Raw genomic sequence first — 15,802 nt, 5'->3', positions numbered from 1 at the left:
TAACAAAATAAAAACGCCTGATATGGATCAGGCGTTTTTATTTAAGTAGGAAGCTTATTGACGAATTTGACCGTCACCTAACACAATCCATTTTTGAGAAGTTAAACCTTCTAAGCCAACAGGGCCGCGTGCATGAATCTTATCTGTTGAGATACCAATTTCAGCACCTAAACCATATTCAAAGCCATCGGCAAAACGAGTTGATGCATTAACTACGACGGAGCTTGAATCTACGCGAGCCAGGAACTGACGTGCCAAAGTATAGTTCTCTGTCACAATTGCATCGGTATGATGTGAACCATATTTGTTGATATGGTCAATTGCTTCATCAATACCGCTCACCACTTTAACTGCAAGAATCGGCCCTAGATATTCGGTATACCAATCTTCTTCTGTCGCAGGTTTTACAGAGCTTCCTAAAATACGACGTGTTTCTGGGCAACCACGTAACTCAACTTGTTTTTCAGCATAAAGCTCAGCAATGTGTGGTAAGAAAACTTCTGCAATTTTTTCATCAACTAGCAGAGTTTCCATTGCATTACAAACGCCGTAACGATGTGTTTTAGCATTCAAGGTAATTGGTAAGGCTTTTTGTAAGTCTGCTTGTGCTTCCACAAACACATGACAGTTACCATCAAGATGCTTAATCACAGGAATACGAGCTTCGTTGGTTACACGCTCAATTAAGCTTTTACCACCACGTGGAACAATAACATCTACATACTCAGCCATAGTAATGAGGTGACCAACCGCTGCGCGGTCAGAAGTTTCAATCACTTGTACTGAGTGCTCGGGTAAACCAGCAACTTTTAAGCCATGCTTCACCGCTTCTGCGATTGCTTTATTTGACTCAAGTGCTTCTGAGCCACCACGTAAAATAATAGCATTGCCTGATTTAATTGCTAAAGATGCAGCTTCAAGTGTGACATTTGGACGTGATTCGTAAATCATACCAACGACACCTAGAGGTACACGCATTTTCCCAATTTGAATGCCTGTGGGGCGATATGCAAGATCCGTAATTTCCCCAATTGGATCGACAAGCGCGATCACATCTTTTAAACCTTGCAACATCCCTTTAAAACGTGCGGGCGTAAGCTCAAGACGATCAAGTAACGCACTGTCGAGCTGATTACTACGGCCTTTTTCCATGTCGATTTGATTCGCCGCCAAGATAGCTGCTTGGTTGTTTTCCAAAGCAGTATAAATAGCAGAGAGTGCATGATTTTTAAGTGAGGTAGAAGCACTTGTTAAGACGCGTGAAGCATCACGTGCTTGTTGCCCAACTTTTTGCATATATTGTTCAATTGAATCTTGCATAGCATTTTTTAATCATTTACCAATGACTACGATAGTAGCAGTCAAATGCGGAACAATGAATGGCTTTTTTTCAAAAATGTGACCGCTATAAAAAAACATTTAAATATTTTGCAAACTATTCGCGGCTTAAACAGGATGAGCGGTCAATTCAGCGATTGCGTATATTTCAGACAATTGTTTAGAATGTTATTGTGCAATACAAACAAATACAAATTTTAAAGATTTGTGCATAAAAGATTACGTGTTCAAGAAGGAACTCTTGCAGCATAAAAAAATTACAGCAAGGAGGAAGCAAGGATATGAATTCCATTATTCAAATGGATTCGGAGATAAACCAAGCTTATGCCGGTTTTGGGTTTTTCGATATCTACCATAGAGATAGTTTTAAACAGCCAGCTCGTACCACATGGATTGACGGTTGGAAAATTGAATACATGGCGATTGCAGACCCACAAACGATTCACAAAACACCGATTGTGATTGTTGGCGGTGCTTTTCAAAATTTTAACTCGTATAAATATTGTGTTGAACAACTATTTGAAAGTGGCCCAGTGATTTTAATCGACTTGCCATCTATGGGCGCAAATCAACAAATTACCAATCGAAATACCGGAATTTCTGCTGGAACATTAGAGCTTCCCGATTTGTCGGAAATGTTAGGACGTTGGCTAGATATCGTCGGAATTCAAAAAGTTTCTGTAATGGGAATGTCGTTGGGTTCAGTTGTTGCTTCTTGTTTTGCTTATCATCGTCCAGATTTGATGGACCGCATGATTTTAATGGGTGTCATGCAAAAGACCCGTAAAAGCTGGCGGATGATTCTGGAAGAGTCGCTCAAACTCATGCAAGAAAATCGTATGGAAGAGTTTGGGCAAGCGGTAATTTTATATTTGGTGAATCATGCCAAATTAGATAAAACACGTATGTCGCCTACAGCTAAAAAATTATTTTTTAGGCAAATGGCAGAATTTACGGGTACTGAACGAGAGCGTTATGAAATTAACTGTAATCGCCTTTTGCGTTTAACAGATGTACCTATTCCAGAATGTAAGACACTGGTCGCAGCAGGGCAGTACGATAGTTTTACTTTGCCTCATGAAAATGCCAATTTTGCTTTGCAATGTCCGGATATGGAATTTGCTCTGATTGCTAACGCCGACCATGTGCCGCAGCTCCAGCGCCGTAAAGAAACTATGAGTTTGTTCACTTCATTTTTGAAAGGTGAATCTATCCAAAATCTGGATGGCATTATTCCAATGACGCGTGAGCAAATGCAAAACATGGAACGCCGAGGTGAAGAGCGTATACCAGTTCTCCAGCCTAAAACGAAACTGAGCCATCGTGAATGTGAAACAGAGGTGCCAGTAACAATTGTTGACGTGACTTTCTTTGGGATGTATTTGAAGTTAGATGATGTGACACAGCTCGATTTTGTAAATGGACATCCACGGGATCTGACTCTGCATCTAGAAGATGAGGAAGGCCCTTTCTCGATTGAATGTTTAATCTTTGAAGCTACTGAACAAGGAATCCGTGCTTTATTTAAGCATGGCAGTTTTGAGCTTGCTGATCGTTTAAGTCGTTTTATTGTCCGTCAAAAACAAACTGCTTAATTAGGTTTTTATAAATGGAAGCTCGTTTATTTCGAGCTTCCATTTTTTTATATTTATTATTTTGTTTGGGCATGAATGGTCCAAACTAAGTCACCTAAATGTTCTTCACTTCTCTCTTTAGAAACTTGTCCAAAGAATATTTGCGGTTGTTCAACGTTAACTTGACTAAAGCCTGCATCTTTAAAAAAGTCTTTCACTTCTAGTGGAGTCTTAAAATGAAAACTAAATGAGCTTCGAGACATAAGTTTAAGTAATTTACTACTGTTCCAAATAATACTTGCGAGTTTATTTTTAACGGGTTCAGGATACAGGTCGGTTAAATAATGAAGCTTTTTAAAGGAAGCACCATAGTGGGCAATGGATTGGATCAGTTGCTTTAATAAGTCTTTATCAAAATAGTTGATTAAACCTTCACTGATTACAACTAGTGGGCGATTAGAGTCAAACACTTCAAATGCTTGAGCAAAGGCTTCGGTAAATAAATCGACTGATAAAACCTCAGGTGCATTTTTTTCAATTTGTTGTAATGCATTTTGTTTGGTTTGTGCCATATCGGGTAAATCAAGCTCTCGATAGCTAATGGAAGGATAATGCTGCCTAAACCACCAGCCACGTGGTGATAAACCACAAGCGATTTCAAGAACTTGTAAATCAGAATTTTCTTGAATTAACTTCTCTAAATCATGATCAAGCATGGTATGGCGCTGTTTAAGCGTCGTGCGCATGCTGCCGCCCACATATTTCTCTGCCCAAGACTCTAATGGGTGAACTAAATATGCCAGTGATTTGCCTTTGCTGGTGGCAAGTGCTTCATGTGAGATCCCCATTTGATACCAAATATAACCCGTATAGTGGGCTGTAAAAGAGATATGGCGGTGTTTTGAAAGGTGTTGTGTCATTCGTCCTGAACTCGATTTATTGTTTTTGTGTGATCTTCATTATTAATAACAATGAAGAGGTTCTAATGCATTGATGGTGAATGAACCTGCATGACGGAGTCCTGTCAATTAGGTTGGCATTCTGAGATAAACTTTTAGTTGGAGTTACTTTTCTTTCGGGAAAAGTAACCAAAACCATTGTCATACGCAAAACCTGTTCACTTTCTGCATCTATCAAATATATTGAAGCAATCAATATCCTTCAGCAGATGAGCAGGTTGCGTATGACTTAACCGCGTATCAGATAGTGAATAGGTTTTTGTAGCCAATTAAAATTTTTACTAACTTAAATCGAATTTTTAAATTCTTCAATGGCTGTTTTGACAGCTTGCCATTCATTTCCAAGCGATAAAGTTTCACCAACTTGGATTTGTGGAATTCGACCACGCATACGTTCTAAACGCTCTTGGTTTGGTAGTTCTAAGTTTGTAATACCTTCAAGTGCTGTACATGCTGCACTACGGTCATTACACACTAACCCCATATCACAGCCTGCTGCCAGAGCCGCTTGAATACGCGCATCTGCACCACCAGCCACACAAGCAGCTTGCATGCTTAAGTCATCGGAGAAAAGTACGCCATTAAACTTCAAGCGATTACGAAGGACTTCTTGAATCCAGAAAGATGAGAAACCAGCAGGGTTTGGATCAACCTGATCGTAAATCACATGTGCCGGCATGAGCGCATCTAGCTCAGGCATAAGCTTAATAAAGCTTTGCATGTCATGATTATAAATTTCGTCATAGCTACGGCTATCGATTGCAGCTGCGACATGTGAATCGGCTTTTACCGAACCGTGACCAGGGAAGTGCTTACCGGTATTTGCCATGCCGGCTTTTTTCATACCGCGCATAAATGCACCAGCAAGTGGAGCGATATCTTCGATATTTTTAGAGAAGCCACGGTCACCAATCACATCACTAATCGCATTGAGGTCTAGAACCGGTGCAAAACTAAAATCGATACCGACTGCAAGCACTTCAGTCGCCATTAACCAGCCGCACTGTTCAGCTAATTCAAGTGCTTTTTGAGGTTGAGTGATATAGAGCTCGCCAAAACGGCCCATGGCTGGCAATAATGTAAAGCCAGATTTTAGACGTTGAACGCGACCACCTTCTTGGTCGACAGCAATCAAAATATCTGGGCGAACTTGGCGCATATGGTCGGTTAAAGCACGGACTTGTTGTGGTGATTCAATATTTCGTGCAAATAAAATCATGCCACCGACTTGCGGAGCTTGTAATAGTTCAATATCTTCTTGAGTAAGTTCTGTGCCGGCTATGTCCAGCATCAACGCGCCAATCATATTGGTTCCATTTGAATTTTGATTGAAAAACAATAAGCGAATTTTGCAATGATTTGCTACATTTTGTCAGTACAGAATATGATAAAACTACACGGTATAAACAATTTAGTTGGTTAAGATGTTGAATCTGCTTAGTTCATATCGAAAACAGAGCGTGTAAGATACGAACACCCAAGGAAGTATTAAGAATTTATGAAACTTCAAACTATAGCTTGTGCAGTAGCAATCGCGACTGGCGGTTTATTCTTCTCTCATACGATGAACGAAGCAAGAGCAGCAACCAATACTGCTGCTGTTTCTCAATCGATCCAGCCAACGCAAGAGCAAGCCTTGGTGGCTCGTCAACTGGCAACTTTAGTAGACCGCCAACATTATTTAAATATGCGTCTGGATGCGAACACATCTAACCGTATTCTTGATATGTACTTAGACAGTCTTGATCCGGACCACTCATTATTTTTAGACGCTGAAGTTCAAAACTATAAAAAGCTCTATGGTTCAAATTTTGGTGCTTCATTAAAAGCGGGGAATTTAACTGGGCCATTTGCTATTCACCAGCAATATCGTGAGCGTTTAAAACAGTTTTATGAGTTCATGCTTGCTGAGTTGAAGAAACCACAAAATTTAAAACAGCCAAATACTTTTATTGAAGTAGATCGCGAAAAAGCACCGTATTTTAAAACGTCAGCTGAACAGCAAAATCACTGGCGTAAAATGCTGGTTTCTCAGTTAATTAATTTAACGATTAGCCGTGAAGAAGAGCAGGCGAAACAAAAGGCGTTAAAAGAAAACCCTTCACTTGCTGATGGTCAAGACTTAACAGGCCCAGAAGATTTAACGCCAGCTCAGACTTTGACTAAGCGTTATACGCGTCAGCTTGAAAGAATTAGTCGTGTGAAAAGCGACGATGTGTTGGATAAAACATTAAATGCAATGTTGGCAACTTATGATCCGCACAGTAACTATTATCCGCCAATTGATGCGATAGAGCTGAACCGCCAAACAACCTTACAACTTGAAGGTATTGGGGTATCGATTCGCCCAGAACGTGGTAATGAAGATTACACCAAGATTGAAACTATTGTAGAAGGTGGTCCTGCAAGTAAGTCTGGTCAAGTGAAATCAGGAGACCGAATCGTTGGTGTCGCTCAAGAGGGCGGCAAAATGATCGATGTGGTCGGCTGGTCGAGTTCGGAAATTGTTGGGTTGATTCGTGGTAAGCGCGGTACAAAAGTAACGTTGAAGCTTCTTGGTGCTGGTGCATCAATGAGTCAAGCACGCAATGTGACTTTGGTACGTGATGTTATTCAAGAAGAAGATGCCGGTGTTCGTTCACGTACAGTTGAAGTGACACGTGATGGTAAAAAGCATCTATTAGGTGTGATTGAAATTCCATCGTTCTATTTTGACTATCGTTCACGTCGTGCTGGTCAGCAATATCGCTCAGTTTCTGAAGATACTGCAAATGCGTTTGAGGCATTAAAAGCTAAGAAAGTAGAAGGTATTATTATTGACTTGCGTAATGACCCAGGTGGTTCATTAGAAGAAGTTGCACGTATGCTCGGACAAGTGATTAAGTCAGGTCCAGTTGTGCAAATTCGTGATGGCAATGGCAACGTAAGTGTGTTTGAAGACAATGATGGTGGTCAGCAAATCTATACAGGTCCACTCGCTGTATTGGTGAACTTGGCATCAGCATCTGCAAGTGAAATTTACTCTGCTGCAATTCAAGATTATGAGCGTGGCATTATCATTGGTAGTACAACCACAGGTAAAGGTACAGCTCAGGTCCAACTCGATACTTTGGCATATGGTCAAGCAACCTTAACTCAGCGTAAATTCTACCGTGTAACTGGTGGTAGTACGCAAAACAAAGGTGTAGTGCCAGATATTAAGCTTGTTGATATCTATAACGAAGAGTTTGGTGAGCGTAAATCGAAAAATGCGTTGAAGTGGGATACGATTCCGACTGCACCATTTAAGCGTGAAGGTTCAGTGCAGCCATATGTAGCGAAGCTGTCTCAACTTTCGGAACAACGCGTTGCTGTTGATCCACAGTTTAAGTATTTAAATAAACGTACAGCAATTGCGAAGGTTACGAGTGATCAGAAACAAGTTGTGCTTGATATTGATAAGCGCCGTGCAGAGCTTTTGAGTTTAGAAAAGCAAACTTTAGATGCTGAAAATGAACGTCGTATAGCAACAGGTCAAAAACCTTTCCCTAACTGGGAAAGCTATCAGGCTTCTTTAGATGCTCTAGCTGAATCTCGTGCCAAAATGAAAGCTAATCAACGTCCTGCGTTGCCAGAAGAAGAAACGTTCGTAAATGAAGCTGCGAATGTATTGATGGATTATGCGAAATTGCAGAACCGTTAAGTTCTCTTGTCTGTTTTATAAAAAAGCATGCTGTTCTCAGCGTGCTTTTTGAATTTTTATGTCAGTAAACTGTCATGCATTTATCATCAAAGTGTCAAGAAAGCTGCTTAATCTTTAAGCATGAAAATAAATATACTGATGGATGGCGCTATGCAAGGCTCATACGCGACAGCACTATTAAAACAACAGCAACTTCCTGAAAGCTTCCAATTCTATTTTAAACAAAAACAGCATTTGTCTAATACTCAGGAATTGCACCAACTTCACGAGTTGGTTCGTCCTCGTTTAAAAATTGCGATTGTGACAGAAACATGGCCACCTGAAATTAATGGTGTAGCACTCTCTTTGTTGCAGTTATGCCAAGGTTTACAGAAACAAGGGCATAAAATTCTACTTGTTCGACCTGAGCAAAAAGCCAAATGTCATGATTTTTTGCCAGAACAAGAATGTCTGGTCATGTCACAAGCGATTCCAAAATATCCAACTTTGCAATTTGGCTGGCCTCAATATTTAAAAGTTTCAAAAGCTTTTGAAAAATTTGTGCCAGATGTCGTACATATTGTGACTGAAGGACCGTTAGGTTTAACAGCCATGCAAGCCGCAAAAGCCAAAGATATTCCGGTCTCTAGTGGTTTTCATTCGCCGTTTCAAGATTTTAGCAGGTTCTTCGATTTGGCCTTTTTGGTGAAGCCGATTCAAAAATACCTTTGCTGGTTCCATAACAATACTCAAGTGACCTGTGTTCCAAGTAAAGATACGGAAGAGGCTTTACGCGGTTTTGGCATTACATGTCCTCTAGTCGTTGTTGGGCGAGGAGTGGATACTACTCGGTTTTCACCAAAACATCGCTCAGAAAACTTACGCCAGCAATGGGGCGTTGATTCCGATACACGTGTCATGTTGTATGTAGGTCGTTTATCACCGGAAAAAGAAGTCCAGCTGATCGTTGAGAGTTATGCAGCTATGCAAAACATTCAGCAACAGAAAACTAAACTGGTTGTGGTGGGAGATGGCCCGGATCTTGCTCGATTAAAAGCACTACCTGAAGCGAAAAATGTTATTTTTACGGGTAGTTTGCGCGGGCACGATTTGGCAGTCGCATATGCAAGTGCTGATGTCTTTGTATTTGCAAGCCAAGTTGAAACGTTTGGTAACGTAGTTTTGGAAGCAATGGCGAGCGGTTTGCCAGTTATCGCGTATGATTATGCATGTGCACACCAGTATTTAATACATGGCGTAAACGGTTGGTTAAGCCCACTTGGGCATAAGAACCATTTTATACAACAAATTTATCAGCTTCCTTCAATACAACAACTTAGAGAAATGGGCATACAAGCCTGTCATAAAGTACAGCAAAGCGGTTGGCAACTTCCGGTACAGCAATTAGAACAGGCATTTTATCAGGTAGTGAAGGAACCCTCGGCGGACTTCACCTAAGTATCCTAAAATAGGAGAACAACCATGAAATTTAAGAATGCAAAAATAAAAATACTCGATCTCGATTTACGAGGCTGCTTATATCTCAATAATTTCTCTCATTCACAGCGTGTGGCATTATTCTTCAAAATTATTAGCCGTGCTGGTGACGGACCTTTTTGGTACCTCATGTTGGCGATTGTATGGGGAATGCAGGGCATTACCTATAGCTTGCAAATTATCTATTTGCTACTTGGTGGTTCGGTTGGAACAGCAATTTATAAATTCTTAAAACATAAAACCACGCGTCCACGTCCTTACCAAGTACATCAGGTGATTGTTCTCGGTGAAAGACCACTCGATCACTTTAGTTTTCCATCAGGTCATACGTTACATGCTGTCATGGTGACAATTGTGTTGGGGTATATCCAACCTGTGTTGCTTGCAGCGATGTTGCCGTTCATGGTGCTTGTGGCATTGTCTCGTATGGTACTTGGACTTCACTATCCGAGTGATGTGATTGTGGGCGCACTTATTGGTGCAGCAGTAGCAAGTCTGATTATTTTTGTCGCGCCATTATTGGGCATTGCTTTATAACGAACAGTAATTTTTATCAGCTTAAGCTATCGATTAGGTTTGTGGATTTGCTAAAGTACACAGTTCTTGATTTAGCAGATTAAACAGATAGGAGCCGCTATGGGCTTACGTTGGACAGATACGATTGATATTGCCATTGAATTGTCAGAAGCACATCCAGAAGTTGATCCGCAATGGATTCGTTTTACCGATTTACATGCATGGGTTTGTGCGTTACCAGACTTTAGTGATGACCCAAATAAATCAACCGAAGGATTGCTAGAAGCTATCCAAATGGCTTGGTTGGATGAAGTTCGCTAAAAACAGTAGAAAAAATCGCAACTTTTACACATTCAAAGCTGATTATTGCCTATGACATCGGTATAATGCGGCAAATTTTTTAAAGTTTAAATCTTAAAATAAAGGAGCCACTCATGGCAATTGAACGTACTTTGTCTATCGTAAAGCCAGATGCTGTGTCTAAAAACCACATCGGTGAAATTTTTGCTCGTTTCGAAAAAGCGGGTTTAAAAATTGTTGCGACTAAAATGAAACACCTTTCTCAAGCTGACGCTGAAGGTTTCTATGCAGAGCACAAAGAACGCGGTTTCTTTGGTGACTTAGTTGCATTCATGACTTCTGGTCCAGTTGTTGTATCTGTTCTTGAAGGTGAAAACGCAGTTCTTGCTCATCGTGAAATCTTAGGTGCTACAAACCCTAAAGAAGCGGCTCCTGGTACTATCCGTGCTGATTTCGCTGTAAGCATCGACGAAAATGCTGCTCACGGTTCTGACTCAGTTGCTTCTGCAGAGCGTGAAATTGCTTACTTCTTTGCTGACAACGAGATCTGCCCACGCACTCGTTAATCGAAAGCATTCAAACCAGATAAGTGGTATACTACTTATCTGGTTTTTTTATTCTCTCAAGAGCATATTGTTTGATTCTTGAACAATATATTCTTTTTTTGACATGGTTTAGGTAAATACACATGAGTTCTGCAGTGGTCGTTTCATCTGAAAATCTTGATGGACAGCAGCAATCTTCGTCCACGCCAGCATCGCCTGCTGCCGAAAAAGTGAATTTACTCGGCATGTCACGTGCTGAATTAGAAAAATTCTTTGAAGATATTGGTGAGAAAAAGTTTCGTGCCGGTCAGGTTATGAAATGGATTCATCAATACTTTGTTACTGATTTTGCTGAAATGACCAATATTTCAGGTAAGTTACGTGCAAAGCTTGAACAAATTTGTGAAATTAAAGCCCCTGAAGTGGTACACCGTCATTATTCAAAAGACGGAACACGTAAATGGGTGTTTCGCGTAGGTGAAGGTTCTGGCTCTTTAGTAGAAACTGTATTAATTCCTGCCGAAGATAAAACAGGTTCACGCAAAACTTTGTGTATTTCTTCACAAGTGGGCTGCGCATTGGACTGCTCATTTTGTTCAACAGGTAAGCAAGGTTTCCAGCGCGATTTAACGCCAGATGAAATTATTGGGCAACTTTGGATGGCAAACTATTCTTATATGGAAGAAGTGCCTGTTGCTGAGCGCGAGCGTTCAGTGACCAATGTCGTGATGATGGGTATGGGTGAGCCATTGCTCAACTACGATGCTGTATTAAGCTCAATGCACATTATGCTCGATGACTTTGCTTATGGTATGTCAAAACGTCGTGTGACTTTGTCAACGTCAGGTGTTGTGCCAAAAATTGACCAACTTGCGAAAGATATTGATGTTGCTTTAGCAATTTCCCTGCATGCGCCAAATGATGAATTGCGTAATGAACTTGTGCCTATTAATAAAAAATATCCATTGGCTCAGTTGATTGCGGCATGTCAGCGTTATATTGCCAAAGATGGTAATGAAAGCGCACGTAAACATGTGACCATTGAATATGTCATGTTAGAAGGTGTGAACGACCAACCTGAACATGCACAGCAGTTGCTTAAATTACTTAAAAACTTACCAAGTAAAATTAACTTGATTCCATTTAATCCGTTCCCTCATGCGCCATATGGACGCTCAAGTCGAAATCGTATCATCTCTTTCCAAAAAACTTTGTCTGATGCAGGATTTGTGTGTACGATTCGTCAAACACGTGGCGATGATATTGATGCCGCATGTGGACAATTGGTCGGCCAAGTTGCTGACCGTACGCGTCGTGCTGAGCAGTGGCAAAAGAAAGTGGCTCAACGACAAGAGATTTTACGTACACAAGGATAATATTGAGGGCAGACTTTGAGTACTCCGAAGTTGAAGATCATGTTATGTATGGGGGTTGCTGTTGCACTTTTGGCAAGTGGTTGCCAGACTTCGCAAACGGTTAAAAAGGACCCGGAAAAAGCAGTAAAAGTGCGTACGCAGCTTGCTGCCGAATACATTCGTTCTGGTGACTTGGATTCTGCAAAGCGTTCTCTTGACCAAGCGTTAAGTGTCGATAGTCGTGATGCAACGGCAAATATGATGATGGGTATTTTATTGCAACAAGAAGGCAGTAAATCCAATTTAGAAAAAGCGGAACATTACTTTAAGCGTGCAATTTCGTCTGAACCAGACAATGCTCAGGCACGTAATAATTATGGTACGTATTTGTACCAAATGGAGCGTTATAATGATGCTATTGAGCAATTTCGTATTGCTGGTGCAACATTAGGCTATGATCAACGTTACCAGGCTTTAGAAAATCTGGGGCGAATTTATTTAAAACTAGGCGATATTGCGAGTGCTGAAAAAACATTCAAACAAGCACTTCTTGCTAACCGCGACTCTTACATTTCAATGTTAGAGTTAGCAGAAATTTTTTATTTGCAGCAGCAGATTCCGGCTGCTACACAAATGTATGAACAATATGTTCGTACAGTGGGGCAGAAAAATCAGGGTGCACGCGCACTTTGGATTGGTTTAAGAGTGGCTCGAGCCAATGCGGATAAAATGGGAATGCAAGTTTTAGTAAACCAGTTACGTGCTTTATTCCCGGAAAGTCCAGAATATCAACGTTATTTGCAATTACAGTATAGTACTGAGGCCGTATGGAAATAAATCCTAATTCACAGCAGCCAACTGGCTCAAGCTTACCGACTTCTGCTTTAGGAAATATTCAACGTCCTGGTGAGTATTTACGTCAAATTCGTGTTTCTCAGAAAAAAGAATTAGAGCAAGTATCTTCAGATTTAAATATGCCGCTGAAAACGCTTAATGCGTTAGAGCAAGACGACTATAAATCTTTGCCAGAAGCGACTTTTATCAAAGGCTATTATCGTTCTTATGCGAAGTATTTAAATACTGATGCAACTGCAATTATCCAGCGTTTTGATGAGATTTATGCAAACGATACTGGGCTTTTGCCAAATCATGCTTTAAACAACTCACCAATTAAAATCATGGGTAAATTACCGGGTTCTAATAGTGATCGTAACAAAAAATGGTTAAAGCGCGCACTGCTTGCAATTTTGATTATTGCTGTCGTGTCATTAATTGTGATGGGTGTCCAAAAATGGACCTCAAACAAAGAAGATGCTGAGCTGCCAAAAGCAAATCAGTCTAATGTTGAAGTTTTACCTATGAAAGGGAATGCCTCTGCAACAGTGGGTGACCAATTGGTGTTAAACTTTAACCGTCCAACTTCTGTTCATATTGTAGATGCAACAGGGAAGGTTTTAGCGACGGGTCGTCAGGCATCGACTTTAACCTTAAATGGTGAGTCTCCATTCCAGATTCGTCTTGATGATGCAACGGCTGTGTCATTAAGTCTAAACCAAGAACAGATTTCATTGTCTCCATATACGGTAAACGGTAAAGCTGAATTCCGTTTATCCCGCTAATACCATGAGTTGAGCGATACAATGATAGAGAACCCAATTAAACGTCGACCAACACGTAAAATTCGTGTTGGTTCGGTCTATGTCGGTGGCGATGCACCTATTAGTGTGCAAAGTATGACAAATACCGAAACTTGCGATGTTGACGCAACTGTGGCTCAGATTGAGCGTTGTGTTGATGCAGGTGCAGATATTATGCGTGTTTCAGTGCCTTCTATGGAAGCTGCTGAAGCCTTTGGTGCAATCCGTAAGCGTGTTTCAGTTCCATTAGTAGCTGATATCCATTTTGACCATAGAATTGCTTTGGCAGTTGCAGATTATGGTGCGGACTGCTTGCGTATTAACCCGGGCAATATCGGTTCAGACCAGAAAGTTCGTGAAGTTGTGGCTGCGGCACGTCATCACGGTATTTCTATGCGTATTGGCGTGAATGCGGGTTCTCTAGAAAAAGATTTACAGAAAAAATATGGCGAGCCTACAGGGCAGGCACTTCTTGAGTCAGCTTTACGTCATATTGATATTTTAGACCGTCTTGACTTCCATGAGTTTAAAGTCAGTGTAAAAGCATCAAATGTGTTTTTAACCATGGATGCTTATCGTTTGCTTTCACAACAAATTGATAATCCATTGCACTTGGGTGTAACCGAGGCTGGTATTTACCGTACAGGTACTGTGAAATCAGCGATTGCTCTTGGTGGGTTATTGATGGAAGGCATTGGCGATACGATGCGTATTTCGCTTGCTGCTGAACCTGAAGATGAAATCAAGATCGGTTTTGATATCTTAAAATCGCTTGGCCTACGTTCTAACGGTATTAACTTTATTGCTTGTCCAAGTTGTTCTCGCCAAGAATTTAACGTGATTCAGGTGATGCAGGCTTTAGAAGAGCGTTTAGAAGATATCCGTACACCAATGGACGTTTCGGTTATTGGCTGTAAGGTAAATGGCCCAGGTGAAGCAAAAGAAGCAGATATCGGGGTTGTTGGGGCTGCGCCTCGTTCATTGGTTTATCGTAATGGTGAGAAAAGCCATTTAATTGATACCAATCAATTGGTTGATGAAATCGAAACTATGGTTCGTCAACGTGTTCAAGAGCTTGAAGAAGCTAAATCTAAAGAAATTATTCGTAGTTCATCATGAGTTCAATTGTCGCAATCAAAGGTTTTAATGACGTTTTACCAACGCAAACAGCAGCGTGGAGACGTCTCGAGCAGCATTTAGCATCTTTAATGGATGCTTATGGTTACCAACAAATTCGTTTGCCGATCGTTGAACAAACGGGACTGTTTAAACGTGCTATTGGTGATGCAACCGATATCGTAGAAAAAGAAATGTACACATTCTTCGATAAAGGAAACCCACCTGAGTCACTGACTTTACGTCCGGAAGGAACAGCGGGTTGTGTTCGTGCCTTGGTTGAACATAACTTGTTGCGTGGTGCTACGCCACGTGTGTGGTATATGGGACCTATGTTCCGTTATGAAAAACCACAAAAAGGCCGTTACCGCCAGTTCCACCAGTTTGGTGTGGAAACTTTTGGTGTAGCGACTCCTGATATCGACGCTGAATTGATTATGTTGACTGCCCGTTTGTGGAAACGTATGGGTGTTGATCACATGGTTCAACTTGAGTTGAATACTTTGGGTGAAACAGATGAGCGTACGGAATATCGTAATGCTTTGGTTGCGTTCTTAAATGAACATAAAGATGCTTTGGATGAAGATTCACAGCGCCGTTTAACAACAAACCCATTACGTATTTTAGATTCTAAAATTGAGTCGACTCAGAAAATTCTGGAAAATGCGCCGAAATTACATGACTTCTTAAAAGAAGACAGTTTAAGCCACTTCCAGCAATTACAAGATTATTTGACTGCCGCAGGCATTAAATTTGTAATTAACCAAAAATTGGTACGTGGTCTAGATTATTACAATAAAACTGTTTTTGAATGGACAACAAAAGCATTAGGTTCGCAAGGTACAGTATGTGCAGGTGGACGCTATGATGGTTTGGTTGGCCAGTTAAAAGGTAAGGCTGATCAGTCTGTTCCAGCGGTCGGTTTTGCAATGGGGATGGAGCGTTTATTGCTTCTACTTGAGCAAGTCGAACAGGCTGAAATTGTACGTGACTGTGAAGCGTTCTTGGTTGCGGAGCCTGCTTATCATTCTAAAGCTTTAGTTCTAGCAGAACAATTGCGTGACCAGTTAGAAGCTGCGAATAGTAACATTCGCATTAAAACTGGTTCACAAGGCAGCATGAAGAGTCAGATGAAAAAAGCTGATCAGGCTGGGGCTGTTTACGCCATAATTTTGGGTGAACGTGAGTGGGAAGCACAGCAGCTTGCTGTAAAAGAGTTGGCAACGGCTGAGCAATCACAAGTTGCATTGGCTGAACTCGTACCATTCTTAATTGAAAAATTTACAAAATAAACTGAAACATCT

Annotated in this window: 14 protein-coding genes; 11 read left to right on the top strand and 3 right to left on the bottom strand. The window is 40.9% G+C overall.

Going from position 1 to position 15,802, the window contains the following annotated elements; genetic code table 11:
- Window positions 1–54: 54 nt before the first annotated feature.
- Window positions 55–1,320, bottom strand: a complete 1,266-nt coding sequence (locus R5R67_RS00465; RefSeq protein ID WP_001154158.1) for a glutamate-5-semialdehyde dehydrogenase — start codon at window positions 1,318–1,320, stop codon at window positions 55–57.
- 299 nt (window positions 1,321–1,619) lie between these two features.
- Between R5R67_RS00465 and R5R67_RS00460 the strand changes: the two genes are divergently transcribed.
- Entirely contained in the window at window positions 1,620–2,933 is a 1,314-nt protein-coding gene (locus R5R67_RS00460) for an alpha/beta fold hydrolase (protein WP_001084493.1), read from the top strand.
- Between the two features lie 56 nt (window positions 2,934–2,989).
- Here the strand turns inward: R5R67_RS00460 and R5R67_RS00455 are convergent, their stop codons facing one another.
- Window positions 2,990–3,832 (bottom strand): class I SAM-dependent methyltransferase, encoded by an 843-nt coding sequence (locus tag R5R67_RS00455; protein WP_000191941.1) that lies wholly within the window; start codon window positions 3,830–3,832, stop codon window positions 2,990–2,992.
- Window positions 3,833–4,157: 325 nt separating this feature from the next.
- On the bottom strand, window positions 4,158–5,177 hold the full coding sequence (nagZ, locus tag R5R67_RS00450) for a beta-N-acetylhexosaminidase (RefSeq protein WP_000578592.1): 1,020 nt from the start codon (window positions 5,175–5,177) through the stop codon (window positions 4,158–4,160).
- A 192-nt stretch (window positions 5,178–5,369) separates the two neighbouring features.
- Between nagZ and R5R67_RS00445 the strand changes: the two genes are divergently transcribed.
- From R5R67_RS00445 to hisS, 10 genes are all read left to right on the top strand, one after another.
- Window positions 5,370–7,553 carry a carboxy terminal-processing peptidase gene (locus tag R5R67_RS00445; protein WP_000776302.1) on the top strand — a complete coding sequence of 728 codons (2,184 nt, stop codon included), beginning with the start codon at window positions 5,370–5,372 and terminating at the stop codon, window positions 7,551–7,553.
- A 138-nt stretch (window positions 7,554–7,691) separates the two neighbouring features.
- The gene (locus tag R5R67_RS00440; protein WP_085940557.1) at window positions 7,692–8,990 is read left to right on the top strand and encodes a glycosyltransferase family 4 protein; all 1,299 of its coding nucleotides are present in this window, start codon (window positions 7,692–7,694) and stop codon (window positions 8,988–8,990) included.
- 24 nt (window positions 8,991–9,014) lie between these two features.
- Window positions 9,015–9,566: a phosphatase PAP2 family protein gene (locus tag R5R67_RS00435; RefSeq protein ID WP_000669565.1), complete on the top strand. Its 552-nt coding sequence runs from the start codon at window positions 9,015–9,017 to the stop codon at window positions 9,564–9,566.
- A 99-nt stretch (window positions 9,567–9,665) separates the two neighbouring features.
- The gene (iscX, locus tag R5R67_RS00430) at window positions 9,666–9,866 is read left to right on the top strand and encodes a Fe-S cluster assembly protein IscX (protein WP_000524329.1); all 201 of its coding nucleotides are present in this window, start codon (window positions 9,666–9,668) and stop codon (window positions 9,864–9,866) included.
- A gap of 113 nt (window positions 9,867–9,979) precedes the next feature.
- Window positions 9,980–10,411 carry a nucleoside-diphosphate kinase gene (gene ndk / locus R5R67_RS00425; RefSeq protein WP_000963851.1) on the top strand — a complete coding sequence of 144 codons (432 nt, stop codon included), beginning with the start codon at window positions 9,980–9,982 and terminating at the stop codon, window positions 10,409–10,411.
- Between the two features lie 122 nt (window positions 10,412–10,533).
- The gene (gene rlmN, locus R5R67_RS00420; protein ID WP_000093084.1) at window positions 10,534–11,766 is read left to right on the top strand and encodes a 23S rRNA (adenine(2503)-C(2))-methyltransferase RlmN; all 1,233 of its coding nucleotides are present in this window, start codon (window positions 10,534–10,536) and stop codon (window positions 11,764–11,766) included.
- A gap of 15 nt (window positions 11,767–11,781) precedes the next feature.
- Window positions 11,782–12,582 carry a type IV pilus biogenesis/stability protein PilW gene (gene pilW, locus R5R67_RS00415; protein ID WP_001984465.1) on the top strand — a complete coding sequence of 267 codons (801 nt, stop codon included), beginning with the start codon at window positions 11,782–11,784 and terminating at the stop codon, window positions 12,580–12,582.
- Entirely contained in the window at window positions 12,573–13,364 is a 792-nt protein-coding gene (locus R5R67_RS00410; protein ID WP_000405161.1) for a helix-turn-helix domain-containing protein, read from the top strand. The genes pilW and R5R67_RS00410 overlap by 10 nt, the downstream gene beginning before the upstream one ends.
- A gap of 21 nt (window positions 13,365–13,385) precedes the next feature.
- A complete protein-coding gene (gene ispG / locus R5R67_RS00405; RefSeq protein ID WP_000572095.1) occupies window positions 13,386–14,501 on the top strand; it encodes a flavodoxin-dependent (E)-4-hydroxy-3-methylbut-2-enyl-diphosphate synthase in 1,116 nt (371 codons plus the stop codon).
- Window positions 14,498–15,790 carry a histidine--tRNA ligase gene (hisS, locus tag R5R67_RS00400; protein WP_318754727.1) on the top strand — a complete coding sequence of 431 codons (1,293 nt, stop codon included), beginning with the start codon at window positions 14,498–14,500 and terminating at the stop codon, window positions 15,788–15,790. Before ispG ends, hisS begins: the two co-directional genes overlap by 4 nt.
- Window positions 15,791–15,802: the final 12 nt, after the last annotated feature.

This window comes from Acinetobacter sp. OYA S30 (assembly GCF_033599315.1).
Classification (GTDB): domain Bacteria; phylum Pseudomonadota; class Gammaproteobacteria; order Pseudomonadales; family Moraxellaceae; genus Acinetobacter; species Acinetobacter baumannii.
This window is presented reverse-complemented; position numbering and strand designations above follow the sequence as displayed.

Coding starts and splice junctions, on each gene's coding strand:
- ndk (WP_000963851.1), top strand. CDS start 9,980: ATGGCAATTGAACGTACTTTGTCTATCGTAAAGCCAGATGCTGTGTCT.
- R5R67_RS00435 (WP_000669565.1), top strand. CDS start 9,015: ATGAAATTTAAGAATGCAAAAATAAAAATACTCGATCTCGATTTACGA.
- R5R67_RS00465 (WP_001154158.1), bottom strand. CDS start 1,320: ATGCAAGATTCAATTGAACAATATATGCAAAAAGTTGGGCAACAAGCA.
- rlmN (WP_000093084.1), top strand. CDS start 10,534: ATGAGTTCTGCAGTGGTCGTTTCATCTGAAAATCTTGATGGACAGCAG.
- R5R67_RS00410 (WP_000405161.1), top strand. CDS start 12,573: ATGGAAATAAATCCTAATTCACAGCAGCCAACTGGCTCAAGCTTACCG.
- R5R67_RS00455 (WP_000191941.1), bottom strand. CDS start 3,832: ATGACACAACACCTTTCAAAACACCGCCATATCTCTTTTACAGCCCAC.
- hisS (WP_318754727.1), top strand. CDS start 14,498: ATGAGTTCAATTGTCGCAATCAAAGGTTTTAATGACGTTTTACCAACG.
- iscX (WP_000524329.1), top strand. CDS start 9,666: ATGGGCTTACGTTGGACAGATACGATTGATATTGCCATTGAATTGTCA.
- R5R67_RS00440 (WP_085940557.1), top strand. CDS start 7,692: ATGGATGGCGCTATGCAAGGCTCATACGCGACAGCACTATTAAAACAA.
- R5R67_RS00460 (WP_001084493.1), top strand. CDS start 1,620: ATGAATTCCATTATTCAAATGGATTCGGAGATAAACCAAGCTTATGCC.
- ispG (WP_000572095.1), top strand. CDS start 13,386: ATGATAGAGAACCCAATTAAACGTCGACCAACACGTAAAATTCGTGTT.
- R5R67_RS00445 (WP_000776302.1), top strand. CDS start 5,370: ATGAAACTTCAAACTATAGCTTGTGCAGTAGCAATCGCGACTGGCGGT.
- nagZ (WP_000578592.1), bottom strand. CDS start 5,177: ATGATTGGCGCGTTGATGCTGGACATAGCCGGCACAGAACTTACTCAA.